Genomic DNA, 12,391 nt, shown 5'->3' on the forward strand with positions numbered 1-12,391 from the left:
AGCGACCTCAACGCTGCGCGTCTACCAATTCCGCCACGGCCGCACGTTTGAGGTGACTTCTATATGTCATTATGCCCGGCTATAATCAAGACTTTAATCAAGGCTTTAATCAAGGCTTTAATCAAGCCCCTAACTTTGCCACCCCCTAGCTTTGCCAACATCATGCGCCGCGCTGGGTCTATCCTGATCCCCCCCTTCTTGGCGCCCCCCGCGCAAACATCCCCCGCGCAAACTCCACTCATGAACCCCACTCATAATAGCACCCGTTGACAGACACCGCCGCACGGGGTCATCTTTACCCTCTTGTCTCTTTTAAAATTGGTCTGCGGCCATAAATTGGTCTTCGGCCATACACAGGATCGCCCATAGCCATGCCGCCCGATTTTGACAGCACCAATCCCCAGAAACAGCCCCCATCATCCTCCCCCACATCCGCCGTCACATGGCAATCCTTTTCCGGCCTTCAGCCCTATCTGCCCATCATCGAGGCCATGGGCGCGCATAATGCCACCATCCGTGCCAAGGGCGCGCCTGAGGCGGTCTGGCTACTCGAACATGCGGCGGTCTATACGGGCGGCACCTCGGCGCGTGATGCTGATCTATTATTGCAAAACGACGCCATCTCCACGCACCGCACTGGGCGCGGCGGGCAATGGACCTATCATGGCCCAGGTCAGCGCATCGCTTATCTCATGCTTGATCTGGCCGCACGTGGCGGCGACATCCGCGCCTATGTCCATGCGCTCGAAGGCTGGATCATCGACATCATCGCCGCCTTTGGCGTCACTGGGACGCGGCGCGCGGGGTTGCCTGGCATCTGGGTGCATACCGGCAACAGCACATCCGGCTATGACAAGATCGCCGCCATTGGCGTGCGCGTCAGCCGCTGGGTCAGCTGGCATGGCATCGCCATCAATCTGGCACCCGATCTGGCCGCCTATGACGCGATTGTCCCCTGCGGCGTGACTGATGCGGGCGTGACCTCGCTTCATGCGCTGGGGCATGGGGTCACATTTGACCAGCTGGATGAGGCCATGCGCACCCATTTTGACACGCATTTTGGCGCTACCAGCCCGCTTGCCTATCGTGCGGACTAACACCTAACCTAATCAACCAGCCCGCCTGTGCCAGCGCCGCGCCTATCCGTATGCCGCCTATGTGGCGTCCCCTATGTGGCGTCCCCCCGTGTGGCGTCCCCCATGTGGAGTTCCCCCGTATGACGTACCTATGTGGCGTCCCCCATGTGGAGTCCCCCCGTATGACGTACCTATGTGGCGTCACCCCGTGTGACGTACCTATGTGGCGTCACGCCTGTTTGGGAATCATGCCTCAATAACCATCATCTTCGATTGAAATATCTTCCAGATAATCTAGCAATGCGTGAATAGCACGTTCGGCATCGGCCATCTGCCAGCTAACCGCCTCGCCTTCACCCATCAACCCATCTGACGGGGCTTCATGATGCAGAATGCTGTTGCGCCGCCCACGAAGCCAGCCCAGCGCCGCCTTATTCCCCGCATAGGCAAAGGCCGCACCATCAAGATAGCCAGACGGGCCCGCCGCTTCATGCGCGACAATATCAACCAGCGCCGCCGCCAGCGTGACAATCGTCAAGGGTAAAGGCACAGCCGCCGCGCGCTGCAATTCGGCCAGTATCGCCGCCGCATGCGGGCCCAGATCATCCGCCCGATAGCGCGACAATCGTGTCAAAATCTGTGGTGCCAATGCTGTCATGCCATCCCCCCCTATCACCATCCTAAATATCCGCCGCACATGATCAGCCGAAAAATGTTTCACGTGAAACATTTCGTGAACAAACGCATCGCATTATTCTATCTTTCAGTCATTAATCCCCTAGTCTGCCAGCAGATTGCGAAAGCGTGCCGCATCGTCCAGTTCGGCGCGAATAAAGCTACGCCGATCCTCGGCTTCCCAGTCACTGCCCCAATTTTCGACTTGCCATAATTCATCAAGAAAGGTGGTGGCAAAGAAATTCTCGCTGTCGATTGCGCCGCGAAGCCAGGCCAGCCCCATCACCAGTGACCCCCCCAGACTGACTGTCCGGTGCAAAATCGCCAGATGCCATTCATCATAGGCCGCCACACAAACACGCAAGGCATCGACCACATCGGCAGGTTGATTCACAGGCATAATCGAATTGGTAACGACCAATGACGCGTTTAACTCGGCCTCAGCCCAGCCTAGCCATCGTTGCCATTCTGCTGCCTGTCGTGCCGCCAGAACCGCATCATCCGCTCGATAGCACAGCAGATCATTGCCGCCATAGCTGGTGATTTCGGCAATCACCGCCTCGCGCTGGCTAGCCACACGGTCACGCGCGGTCACCGCATAGGCAAATAGCGGCATGCGTGCGGGGACAATATCTTCGGTCTGGGCATCCCATTCATCAGCAATCGCATGCGCCAGTGCCGCTGTCGGCATGAACAGATCACTGCCAACCGGGGTTTTTACCGCACGCCCATCAAGCTGGATTTGCCAGCCTTTATCCGCCGCGACAGCTGCCACATCTTTATAAAAGCGTTTCCGCGTCTGCATGTTCACTCCTTAAAACACTATCTTGAAGCAAATCAAAAATCCTGAAACCGCCAGCCTTTTGGCGGCATTGATAGCCCCAGCGCATCTAGGCTGGCGACCATATGCGGGGGTGGCGGGGCGATGACCAGCTTGCCATCAGGCAATTTCAACTGCCACGCATGCAGATGTAATTGCCGCGCGACCATGCCGCCCGGATGCGCATCAACACCGCCATATTTACCATCACCGCAAATCACATGCCCGACCAGCGCCATATGGATACGCAACTGATGTGTCCGCCCTGTCAATGGCCGCAAAGCCATCAAGGTCAATTTGCGCCCCGCATGATCGACACGGCGAAATAATGTATGCGCCGATTGCCCGTCATCATCGGCAACCATGCGTTCGCCTGTCTTGCCTGGCAATTTGCTGATCGCCTGTTTGATCGCGCCATCTTCAGGCGGCAAACCCATACATAAGGCCAGATAGGTTTTTTCGATTGTATGTTTATGAAAGGCATCGGTCAGGCTTCGCGCTGAACCCAGATTTTTGGCCAGCAACAGAACGCCCGATGTATCTTTGTCAATCCGGTGTACCAGCCGCATACGCTCACCACCGCGGGTAGCTAGCGCGGCCAGCATTCCATCGACATGCTGTTTGGTGCCTGTGCCCCCTTGAACCGCCAAGCCGCTTGGCTTATTCAATGCGATCCAGCCTTTGCCTTCGCCAATCACCATGTCATTAAAGGTTTTCTGCAACGGCGCCCCGCCCATCATAGGAGTAGCAAGCGACTTTGCCGTGGCCGCATGTGCTGCTGGTTTTGCCGATGCCAGCGTATCAATGGATAGTGGCAAACGGATTGTCTGTCCCACGGCGACACGGCTAGCCGATTTGGCCTTTGCCCCATCAATGCGGATCAGACCATTTCGCAACATCTTTTCGATCTGTCCCTGCCCGAGTCCCGGAATAAGCCGACGTAAAAACCGGTCTAGCCGACTTCCATCCTCATCTTCGGGTATCGCTTCAAAGCGCCATTTTGTAGCATCGGCAGAGTTCATTATTGCGCCCCTATTAAACTACGCATCAGCGCAAAAGCCAGTGAAAATACAAGTAATGATAACAGAACTGACGCCGCCACATACGCACCTGCCATAAATATACCCTGACGCTGTAACAAGTTTCCCGCATCAAGCGCAAAGCTAGAAAAAGTGGTCAAAGCACCCAACAAACCAACGGCAACAAAACCACGCCATGCGTCAGGCAACAGCATGCCGCCCGCCACCGCGCCAGCCAGAAGCCCCATCAGCCCACAACCGATAATATTGACAATAAGCGTTGCCAGTGGCCCCGAAATACCGAAAATTCCAGCCCCAACCCAAAAGGATACAAGATAGCGGATTACCGCGCCCATCGCCCCGCCGGCAGCGACAACAAGCACCATCGCAAAGCTGGGAAAGGTTATCCCCACCATTATCTTTTGCCCTCATGCCTATGTGTCATTATTGATGTCATTAGTGGCAACCATGTGTTTTTGCTGTCTCAATTTATCCCAATAAGCAAGCCGTTTGGCGATTTCACGTTCATAGCCGCGTTCAACCGGATGATAGAATTGCGCGCGTTCCATTTCGTCAGGAAAACAATTCTGTCCAGAAAAGCCATCTGGATCATCATGGTCATATTGATAATTGGCACCATAGCCAAGCTCTTTCATCATTTTGGTCGGGGCATTTAGAATATGCGCTGGCGGTGAAAGCGATCCCGTGACGTCAGCCGCACGCGTTGCGGCCTTGTATGCCTTGTAGGCGGCATTCGATTTTGGTGCGGTGGCCAGATAAATTACCAAGCCAGCGATAGCCAGATCACCTTCGGGGCTGCCAAGGCGTTCAAAGGCCTGCCACGCCGCCAAGGCGCGCGGCAAGGCTTCGGGTTCAGCCAAACCGATGTCTTCAGAAGCAAAGCGCGTCAAACGCCGCAGAATATAATGCGGGTCTTCGCCCCCTGCCAACATGCGCGCGAGCCAGTAAAGCCCTGCATCAGCATCCGATGACCGCAAGGTTTTATGCAAAGCCGACATCAGGTTATAATGCTGGTCGCCTGCTTTGTCGAAAGCGGGTGCCTTGCTGGTAACAAGCCGCGCCATGGAATCAAGATCAAGCCGTGGTGCGGCTGGCAGATCAATCAGCAAAGATGCCATATTCAACAAATAACGCCCATCACCATCAGCCATGGCAATGAGGGCAGCGCGGGCATCTTCATCAAGCGCCAATGGTGCGTTTATATGCGCCTCGACGCGCTTTAGGATGGATTCAAGGGCGGCATTGTTCAATCGTTCAAGTACCAGCACCTGCGCACGCGACAATAGCGCCCCATTCAGCGCGAAAGAGGGGTTTTCAGTCGTTGCCCCCACCAAAGTCACAGTGCCATCTTCAACACGCGGCAACAGGCCATCCTGCTGGGCTTTGTTGAAACGGTGTACCTCATCAACAAACAGCAATGTACGCTTGCCATCACGCAAACGGGTTTCGGCGCGGGCAAAGATTTTCCGCAGATCGGCTACACCATCAAAGACAGCTGAAACTGGTTCAAATTCCATGCTGGCAGCGTCGGCCAACAAACGTGCAATCGTTGTCTTGCCTGTACCAGGCGGCCCCCATAGGATGATTGACGCCAGATTATCGCGTGCCAGCATCAGGCGCAGACGCCCGTCATCGCCCAACAGACCATCCTGACCCACAACGTCGTCAAGCGTGTGCGGGCGCAAGGCTTCGGCCAATGGTACATCTTTATTGGTATCGCCAAAATCAAATTCATTCATGGGGGTATAATCGCCTAAGCGCGGGTTTGCCGCCAGTGCTATTTTTCCCGGATCATATCCTCTCGCATCACATCTGATAGGACATTATGGGTAATGTATTCCATATAAGTGCAATCAGAATGCAAGGCAAAACCAGATGGTAAAAATAGAACTTGTTCCATGTTGCTGGTGATACATGGTTTCCCGCTATCCCCAAAAAACAGAACGACTAGATTGCCTAAATTTTTCAATATTAGGCACGTTCCCATGCCAATCGTATCGCCAAAGCAACAAAAATTGCAGAAATTGAACGATTGAGCCAGCGCATTACCATGGTACTACCCAATAACCAATCACGCGCTTTGGCAGCAAACAGGCCGTAAATCATGAATATAACAAAGGTAAGCACCATAAAGACAAAGCCAAGAAAACACATCTCAAGCGTCGCGTTGGCAGGATCGCCAGACAAAAAGGGCGGCAACAGAGCTAGGAAAAAGATCGACAATTTTGGATTCAAAATATTGATTAACGCACCGCGGCGCGCAATTCTGATACCTATATCACGCGAAATGACGGGTCTTATCGCCAATGCACCGTCAGATTTTAAAACTTGCCAAGCAAGATAGAGTAAGTATGCAACACCTGCAAATTTTACCAAGCTGAATAAAACTGCCGACGTATGCATAAGAGCCGCCAACCCCAATGTTGCCGTCAATAAATGTGGCACAATCCCAAACGTACAGCCCAATGCCGCCCAAAAAGCAGGCCAACGCCCTTGGCCTAAACCAATAGCAAGTGTGTAGATCACGCCAGTACCAGGCGCAATGACAACTACAAAAGCGGTGAGCAGGAATTGCAATGAGATCATGAGTGACAACCTTTCATCACCATGAAATATACATCACATTAACAATTTTATCATTTACGTCGCAGAAACAGTGCTCATCTGTACAAGCCACTTAATAGAGATAGTGATAGTGATTATGGGCAAGCAGGCAAAAATAAAGGGCGGCACATGCCACCCTTTATCAGATATTCAAAAATTGCTGCGCGTTAAGCGGCTGTATCTGCTGTTTCAGCTTCGTCTTCCATACCCATGACAGGACCTGAATCCTTGCCACGTGCATCTTCATCACGATCAACAAATTCGATAACAGCCATTGGCGCTGAGTCACCATATCGGAAACCAGCTTTCATGACGCGTGTGTAGCCACCATGACGTTCTTTGTAACGCGGACCAAGCACATCAAACAATTTCTTGGTCATGTCGTTGCAACGAAGCCGTGCAAAGGCAAGACGACGCGCATGCAGATCGCCACGTTTACCAAGGGTAATCAAACGTTCGACCACAGGACGAAGTTCTTTAGCCTTTGGCAAGGTTGTAACGATTTGCTCGTGCTTGATGATCGCCTGCGCCATGTTCCTAAACAACATCTGACGATGTTGCGAGGTACGGTTCAGCTTCCGACCGGCATTGCGATGACGCATTTTAATTCTCCTTCAAAAAGATCCGACTAACGGACTAAAACGGCTCGTCGAGGCGTCGGGCTAATTCTTCAACATTCTCTGGTGGCCAGTTGGGGATATCCATACCAAGTTCAAGTTCCATGCCTTTTAGCACTTCCTTGATCTCATTCAACGACTTGCGACCAAAATTAGGTGTCCGCAGCATTTCATGCTCGGTTTTAAGAACAAGATCACCAATATAGACGATATTGTCATTTTTCAAGCAGTTAGCCGAACGGACTGAAAGTTCAAGTTCGTCAACCTTGCGAAGCAGGTTGCGGCTGAATGGCAATGGATCTGGGTCTTCATCCGGCGCATTCGACTTTGGCTCTTCAAAGTTGATGAATGTCTGCAACTGTTCTTGCAAAATGCGCGCCGCATAGGCAACCGCATCTTCAGGTGTAACCGAACCATCGGTTTCAAGTGTCAAAAGCAACTTGTCATAATCAGTGATCTGACCAACACGTGCATTTTCGACTTTATAGGCAACCTGCAGTACCGGGCTGAAGATCGCATCAATCGGAATCAAGCCAATTGGTGAGTCTTCTGCGCGGTTTGCAACAGCAGGCACATAGCCTTTGCCAGAAGCGACTGTTAGTTCCATCGCCAGACTGGCACCTTTATCAAGGTGACACAGAACATGTTCCGGATTCATGATTTCAACGCCAGCGCTTTCCGAAATCATGCCTGCTGTAACAGCCAGTGGGCCTTCGGCAGAAAGACGCAGACGCTTTGAACCTTCTTCATCTTTACGAACGGCAACGCCTTTGAGGTTCAGCACAAGATCGGTGACGTCTTCACGTACACCCGGGATTGACGAAAATTCGTGTACCACACCTTGAATCTGGACAGCTGTGATCGCCGATCCCTGTAGGGATGACAACAAAACCCGACGAAGTGCGTTACCAATGGTAACACCAAAACCACGCTCAAAAGGCCCAACGGCGACAACCGCCTGACTTGGGTTATATTCAGATACTTTTATTTCAAGCTCATCCGGCTTTTTCAGATCCAGCCAATTCTTTTCAATCATGGCGATGTCCTTTTATAGGAGGTTAGCACCCGGCGCCCCCCTGAGATGGCACCCGACTAAGGATATTATATATTCAATATTAAACGCGGCGACGCTTACGCGGGCGGCATCCATTGTGCGGAATTGGTGTCACATCACGAATTGATGTCACATTAAAACCGACAGACTGCAATGCGCGCAAAGCTGACTCACGACCTGAGCCGGGGCCCCGCACCTGAACGTCGAGTGATTTCATACCATGATCTGCGGCCTTACGACCGGCATCTTCTGCCGCCATCTGTGCGGCAAATGGTGTAGATTTACGTGAGCCCTTGAAGCCCATGCCACCAGCAGACGCCCATGCGATTGTATTACCCTGTACGTCAGTGATGGTAATCATTGTATTATTAAATGTTGAGTTCACATGCGCTACGCCATTTGTGATATTTTTGCGCTCGCGACGACGAACTCGGCCTTGGCTAGGTTGTTTTGCCATTTTTGCTCTCCTGATGTCCCGCGATTATTTCTTCTTACCAGCAATGGCCTTTGCAGGGCCTTTGCGGGTACGTGCATTAGTATGGGTACGCTGACCACGAACAGGCAGACTGCGGCGATGGCGAAGCCCGCGCAAGCAACCAAGGTCAAGGTAACGCTTAATATTCATTGATGTCTGGCGACGCAGATCACCTTCAACAAGAACGTCTGCGTCAATAATATCGCGCAGTTTTGTAAGTTCTTCTTCAGACAAATCATTAACCCGACGTTCGTCGGGAACGCCTGCTCTTTCGCAGATATTCTTGGCAGTGGTTGTACCAATACCATGAATGTAGGTCAGTGCGATCTCGACCCGCTTTTTGGTCGGAATATTTACACCAGCAATTCGTGCCACTATCTGGCTCCTTTATATTTAACGGCTACTTTGGCTCGGGTTTTGCCCTTTGGCGCCATTTCTGAAACATTTTCCAGAAAACGGCGAATTATAGGCATTCCCCAGTTACAGTCAACCTAAACGCTGTCAGTTCATCCAAGTATCTTATTTATTTCTGACGCCACATCCTCAATCGAGTTCATACCGTCAATAGTCCGTAATTTCCCTTTGGCTTCGTAAAAGGGCAGCAACGGCGCTGTATTCTCATGATAAACCGCTAGACGGTTACGCAAAGTTTCGGCGTTATCGTCACTACGGGTACCACCTGATTCCTTTGCACGGTTTTCGATACGTGCAAATAAGGCAGCCTCATCAACTTTAATTTCAATCACATGGGCGACTTCATCACCTCTGCTTGTCATCATGTTTTCCAGCGCTTCGGCCTGAGCCACAGTGCGCGGGAATCCATCAAGAATATAGCCAGATGCGGCATCACCTGCATCCATGCGCTCGGCAATCATGCCAACCATGATATCGTCGGAAACCAGATCGCCACGATCCATGATTTCTTTGGCACGCAAGCCAAGCTCACTGCCAGAAGCAATCGCGCTACGAAGCATATCACCGGTTGATAGCTGAACCATACCGCGATCAGAGACCAGACGTTCGGCCTGAGTACCCTTGCCAGCACCAGGTGCACCAAACAATATTATGTTCATCGGTTGCGCCCTTTCAGCTTTGATTTCTTGACCAGACCTTCATATTGATGCGCCAGAAGATGCGATTGCACCTGTCCAACCGTATCAAGCGTAACTGTGACCACGATCAACAAAGATGTACCACCGAAATAGAAAGGAACAGCATATTGGCTGATCAGGATTTCCGGCAGAATACAAACAGCAGACAAATAGCCAGCGCCCAGAACGGTTAGTCGCGTCAGCACAAAATCAAGATAGTCGGCAGTAGATTTGCCCGGACGAATACCCGGAATATAGCCACCATTTTTACGCAGGTTTTCAGCCGTATCTTCGGGATTGAAAACAATCGCTGTATAGAAGAAGGCGAAAAACACGATCATGCCGATATAGATAGCCAGATAAAGCGGCTGACCACGACCCAGCAATGCGTTCAAAGTTACTAGCCAGTCAGCACCACCGCTTTGGCCACCTGTCAGATTGATGATCGAAATCGGCATCAACAGCAAAGATGAGGCAAAGATAGGCGGAATCACGCCTGGTACGTTGATCTTTAAGGGCAGGAATGACTGATCGCCACCAAACACCTTGTTACCATGCTGGCGTTTTGGATATTGCACCAGAATTTTGCGCACTGAACGTTCGATAAAGACGATGAATGCAATCACAGCTATGGCCATCGCAAACAGCAGAACAATCAGAAATGCCGACAAAGCACCAGTACGTCCAAGTTCCAATGTACCTGCCAAAGCTGTTGGCAGGTTAGCCACAATACCAGCAAAGATAATCAGTGAAATACCGTTACCAACACCGCGGCTGGTAATCTGTTCACCAAGCCACATCAGGAACAAGGTACCACCAACAAGCGTGACCACCGTTGTGACGCGGAAGAACATGCCCGGATCACCAACAACGCCGCTTGCCGCTTCGAGACCAACAGCGATGCCATACCCCTGAACCGTTGCCAGAACCACCGTCATATAGCGGGTATATTGATTGATGATCTTGCGCCCACTTTCGCCATCTTTCTTGAGCGTTTCAAGAGATGGCACAATGGCGGTCATCAACTGCATGATAATCGATGCGGTAATATACGGCATGATATTCAAGGCAAAGATCGTCATCCGCGATAAAGCACCACCTGAGAACATGTCGAACATGCCCAGAATGCCACTTGATTGCTGTGAAAAAATGTCAGACAAGGCACCCGGATCAATACCCGGGATTGGCAAATATGTACCCAAGCGATAGATAATCAGCGCGCCAACCGTAAATAGGAGACGGCTTTTTAGCTCACTGGCCTTAGCCAATCCGCCAAGTCCTGCGCCGCCCATGCGATCTGATGCTGTTGCCATAATACCTAGATACCTAACGTCAATTATTCAGCAGATGCTGTTGGGATAACAACTTTACCACCAGCCGCTTCGACAGCTGCGATTGCCGCCTTTGATGCGCCAGCGGCATGAATTTCAACTTTTTTGGCCTTTAATTCACCTTTTGCAAGGATCCGAACGCCATCACGTGCCTTTGAAATGACGCCAGCGCTTACCAAAGCAGCAGCGTCAACCGGCTTGCCTGCATCAAGTTTGCCAGAATCAATGGCAGCCTGCATACGGCCAAGATTGACCTCGACATAGTTCTTGCGAAAAATATTGGTAAAACCGCGCTTTGGAAGGCGACGGTGGATCGGCATCTGACCGCCCTCAAAACCGTTGATAGACACGCCTGAACGTGCTTTCTGACCTTTGTGACCGCTACCAGATGTTTTGCCGGTACCAGAGCCGATACCACGGCCAACACGCTTTGAATTCTTGGTCGCGCCGTCGTTATCTTTGACTTCGTTAAGTTTCATGTCTTGCTCCTGCGATCCGTGCGGATTCGCCTTCATAATCTAAATTATTAGTCTTCGACTTTGACCAGATGTTTGACCTTGTTGATCATGCCACGCACTGACGGTGTATCTTCAAGCTCGCGGGTGCGTCCGATCTTGTTCAGCCCAAGGCCGATCAATGTCTGACGCTGGTCAGCCTGACGGCCAATCGCACTTCTGGTTTGCGTTACTACTACGGTTTGTTTGGCAGCCATGATATTTCTCCCTAGGATGCGGCGGCTTCGTCGCCGGCACCTTTATCTGCACGTTTGCCAAGAACATCACCCACACGCTTGCCACGCTTTTGCGCTACAGCGCGCGGTGCTTGAATATGCTTAAGCGCCGAGAAGGTTGCCTTAATCATATTATGCGGGTTTGAGCTGCCAATTGACTTGGCGACTATGTCCTGTACGCCCAGCACTTCGAAAACAGCACGCATAGGGCCACCAGCGATAATGCCTGTACCCGCCTGAGCCGCGCGAAGCAAAACCTTGCCAGCGCCATAGCCACCCTTGATGTCATGATGCAATGTACGGCCATCACGAAGCGGGATGCGAACCATGTTACGCTTGGCACCTTCGGTAGCCTTGCGGATTGCCTCTGGCACCTCGCGGGCTTTACCCGTACCAAAGCCAGCGCGGCCTTTGCCGTCACCAACCACAACCAACGCGGCAAAACCAAAACGCCGGCCACCTTTGACAACTTTTGCTACCCGGTTGATACCAACCAGCTTTTCAAGCATTTCCGGTTCTTCACGGGCGGCGTTACGATCCTGCCTGTCATTATTACGTGCCATCACTAGCGCTCCCTAGAATTTTAAACCGGCTTCACGCGCGGCGTCAGCCAACGCCTTCACCCGGCCATGGAAAATATAACCGCCACGGTCAAACACAACGGTATCAACACCATTTGCCTGTGCCCGTGCCGCTACCAGCTTGCCAACCTCTGCCGCGGCAGATGTATCGGCAGTCTTGGTGCTGACCTTTTTGAAATCTGCGTCCAACGTTGATGCAGATGCAAGTGTAACGCCTGCCTTATCATCAATGATCTGTGCGTAGATATGCTGAGACGAGCGATGTACGGAAAGACGTGGACGACCGCCAGCATGCTT

18 protein-coding genes are annotated in these 12,391 nt (G+C 51.9%); 1 reads left to right on the top strand and 17 read right to left on the bottom strand.

The genetic code is table 11. The features are described 5' to 3' along the window. Positions 1–129: 129 nt before the first annotated feature. Positions 130–255 carry a hypothetical protein gene (locus tag ABNT28_RS07245; RefSeq protein WP_332924181.1) on the bottom strand — a complete coding sequence of 42 codons (126 nt, stop codon included), beginning with the start codon at positions 253–255 and terminating at the stop codon, positions 130–132. A gap of 116 nt (positions 256–371) precedes the next feature. Here ABNT28_RS07245 and lipB point away from each other — a divergent pair, with 116 nt between their 5' ends. Continuing rightward, complete coding sequence (gene lipB, locus ABNT28_RS07250; protein WP_348721292.1) at positions 372–1,097, top strand: lipoyl(octanoyl) transferase LipB; 726 nt, start codon at positions 372–374, stop codon at positions 1,095–1,097. A 232-nt stretch (positions 1,098–1,329) separates the two neighbouring features. On the opposite strand, the gene ABNT28_RS07255 is transcribed toward lipB, so the two are convergent. The 16 genes from ABNT28_RS07255 to rplR form a co-directional block, all read right to left on the bottom strand. Then, a complete protein-coding gene (locus ABNT28_RS07255) occupies positions 1,330–1,755 on the bottom strand; it encodes a hypothetical protein (protein WP_332924179.1) in 426 nt (141 codons plus the stop codon). A 99-nt stretch (positions 1,756–1,854) separates the two neighbouring features. Continuing rightward, positions 1,855–2,556, bottom strand: coding sequence for an ATP12 family protein (locus tag ABNT28_RS07260; protein ID WP_332924178.1), 702 nt, complete (start codon positions 2,554–2,556; stop codon positions 1,855–1,857). A gap of 32 nt (positions 2,557–2,588) precedes the next feature. Next, positions 2,589–3,593, bottom strand: a complete 1,005-nt coding sequence (locus tag ABNT28_RS07265; protein WP_348721293.1) for an RluA family pseudouridine synthase — start codon at positions 3,591–3,593, stop codon at positions 2,589–2,591. After that, on the bottom strand, positions 3,593–4,006 hold the full coding sequence (locus ABNT28_RS07270) for a CrcB family protein (RefSeq protein ID WP_332924176.1): 414 nt from the start codon (positions 4,004–4,006) through the stop codon (positions 3,593–3,595). The genes ABNT28_RS07265 and ABNT28_RS07270 overlap by 1 nt, the downstream gene beginning before the upstream one ends. Positions 4,007–4,024: 18 nt before the next feature. Next, positions 4,025–5,350 (bottom strand): replication-associated recombination protein A, encoded by a 1,326-nt coding sequence (locus ABNT28_RS07275; RefSeq protein WP_348721295.1) that lies wholly within the window; start codon positions 5,348–5,350, stop codon positions 4,025–4,027. 232 nt (positions 5,351–5,582) lie between these two features. Beyond that, the gene (locus ABNT28_RS07280; RefSeq protein ID WP_332924174.1) at positions 5,583–6,197 is read right to left on the bottom strand and encodes a LysE family translocator; all 615 of its coding nucleotides are present in this window, start codon (positions 6,195–6,197) and stop codon (positions 5,583–5,585) included. A gap of 185 nt (positions 6,198–6,382) precedes the next feature. Next, positions 6,383–6,817, bottom strand: coding sequence for a 50S ribosomal protein L17 (rplQ, locus tag ABNT28_RS07285; RefSeq protein WP_332924173.1), 435 nt, complete (start codon positions 6,815–6,817; stop codon positions 6,383–6,385). Positions 6,818–6,851: 34 nt separating this feature from the next. Beyond that, the gene (locus tag ABNT28_RS07290) at positions 6,852–7,868 is read right to left on the bottom strand and encodes a DNA-directed RNA polymerase subunit alpha (RefSeq protein ID WP_332924172.1); all 1,017 of its coding nucleotides are present in this window, start codon (positions 7,866–7,868) and stop codon (positions 6,852–6,854) included. Between the two features lie 79 nt (positions 7,869–7,947). Then, positions 7,948–8,343: a 30S ribosomal protein S11 gene (gene rpsK, locus ABNT28_RS07295; RefSeq protein ID WP_332924171.1), complete on the bottom strand. Its 396-nt coding sequence runs from the start codon at positions 8,341–8,343 to the stop codon at positions 7,948–7,950. 24 nt (positions 8,344–8,367) lie between these two features. After that, entirely contained in the window at positions 8,368–8,736 is a 369-nt protein-coding gene (rpsM, locus tag ABNT28_RS07300; RefSeq protein WP_332924170.1) for a 30S ribosomal protein S13, read from the bottom strand. A gap of 131 nt (positions 8,737–8,867) precedes the next feature. Then, positions 8,868–9,434, bottom strand: a complete 567-nt coding sequence (locus ABNT28_RS07305; RefSeq protein WP_332924169.1) for an adenylate kinase — start codon at positions 9,432–9,434, stop codon at positions 8,868–8,870. Continuing rightward, complete coding sequence (gene secY / locus ABNT28_RS07310) at positions 9,431–10,765, bottom strand: preprotein translocase subunit SecY (protein ID WP_332924168.1); 1,335 nt, start codon at positions 10,763–10,765, stop codon at positions 9,431–9,433. The genes ABNT28_RS07305 and secY overlap by 4 nt, the downstream gene beginning before the upstream one ends. A 23-nt stretch (positions 10,766–10,788) precedes the next feature. Next, positions 10,789–11,262 (bottom strand): 50S ribosomal protein L15, encoded by a 474-nt coding sequence (rplO, locus tag ABNT28_RS07315; protein ID WP_332924167.1) that lies wholly within the window; start codon positions 11,260–11,262, stop codon positions 10,789–10,791. A 47-nt stretch (positions 11,263–11,309) separates the two neighbouring features. After that, positions 11,310–11,495: a 50S ribosomal protein L30 gene (gene rpmD / locus ABNT28_RS07320; protein ID WP_013047278.1), complete on the bottom strand. Its 186-nt coding sequence runs from the start codon at positions 11,493–11,495 to the stop codon at positions 11,310–11,312. Positions 11,496–11,506: 11 nt separating this feature from the next. After that, on the bottom strand, positions 11,507–12,076 hold the full coding sequence (gene rpsE / locus ABNT28_RS07325) for a 30S ribosomal protein S5 (protein ID WP_348721296.1): 570 nt from the start codon (positions 12,074–12,076) through the stop codon (positions 11,507–11,509). Positions 12,077–12,088: 12 nt separating this feature from the next. Continuing rightward, a partial coding sequence (gene rplR / locus ABNT28_RS07330; RefSeq protein ID WP_348721297.1) for a 50S ribosomal protein L18 occupies positions 12,089–12,391 on the bottom strand: 303 nt, incomplete at its 5' end.

Source organism: uncultured Candidatus Puniceispirillum sp. (assembly GCF_963979125.1).
Taxonomy (GTDB): domain Bacteria; phylum Pseudomonadota; class Alphaproteobacteria; order Puniceispirillales; family Puniceispirillaceae; genus Puniceispirillum.

Excerpts from the sequence above, each read along its gene's own strand:
- ABNT28_RS07275 (WP_348721295.1), bottom strand. The coding sequence starts at position 5,350 with ATGAATGAATTTGATTTTGGCGATACCAATAAAGATGTACCATTGGCC.
- ABNT28_RS07265 (WP_348721293.1), bottom strand. The coding sequence starts at position 3,593 with ATGAACTCTGCCGATGCTACAAAATGGCGCTTTGAAGCGATACCCGAA.
- rplO (WP_332924167.1), bottom strand. The coding sequence starts at position 11,262 with ATGAAACTTAACGAAGTCAAAGATAACGACGGCGCGACCAAGAATTCA.
- rpmD (WP_013047278.1), bottom strand. The coding sequence starts at position 11,495 with ATGGCTGCCAAACAAACCGTAGTAGTAACGCAAACCAGAAGTGCGATT.
- rpsK (WP_332924171.1), bottom strand. The coding sequence starts at position 8,343 with ATGGCAAAACAACCTAGCCAAGGCCGAGTTCGTCGTCGCGAGCGCAAA.
- ABNT28_RS07270 (WP_332924176.1), bottom strand. The coding sequence starts at position 4,006 with ATGGTGGGGATAACCTTTCCCAGCTTTGCGATGGTGCTTGTTGTCGCT.
- lipB (WP_348721292.1), top strand. The coding sequence starts at position 372 with ATGCCGCCCGATTTTGACAGCACCAATCCCCAGAAACAGCCCCCATCA.
- ABNT28_RS07280 (WP_332924174.1), bottom strand. The coding sequence starts at position 6,197 with ATGATCTCATTGCAATTCCTGCTCACCGCTTTTGTAGTTGTCATTGCG.
- ABNT28_RS07290 (WP_332924172.1), bottom strand. The coding sequence starts at position 7,868 with ATGATTGAAAAGAATTGGCTGGATCTGAAAAAGCCGGATGAGCTTGAA.
- ABNT28_RS07245 (WP_332924181.1), bottom strand. The coding sequence starts at position 255 with ATGAGTGGGGTTCATGAGTGGAGTTTGCGCGGGGGATGTTTGCGCGGG.
- rplQ (WP_332924173.1), bottom strand. The coding sequence starts at position 6,817 with ATGCGTCATCGCAATGCCGGTCGGAAGCTGAACCGTACCTCGCAACAT.
- ABNT28_RS07260 (WP_332924178.1), bottom strand. The coding sequence starts at position 2,556 with ATGCAGACGCGGAAACGCTTTTATAAAGATGTGGCAGCTGTCGCGGCG.
- secY (WP_332924168.1), bottom strand. The coding sequence starts at position 10,765 with ATGGCAACAGCATCAGATCGCATGGGCGGCGCAGGACTTGGCGGATTG.
- ABNT28_RS07255 (WP_332924179.1), bottom strand. The coding sequence starts at position 1,755 with ATGGTGATAGGGGGGGATGGCATGACAGCATTGGCACCACAGATTTTG.
- rpsE (WP_348721296.1), bottom strand. The coding sequence starts at position 12,076 with ATGGCACGTAATAATGACAGGCAGGATCGTAACGCCGCCCGTGAAGAA.
- ABNT28_RS07305 (WP_332924169.1), bottom strand. The coding sequence starts at position 9,434 with ATGAACATAATATTGTTTGGTGCACCTGGTGCTGGCAAGGGTACTCAG.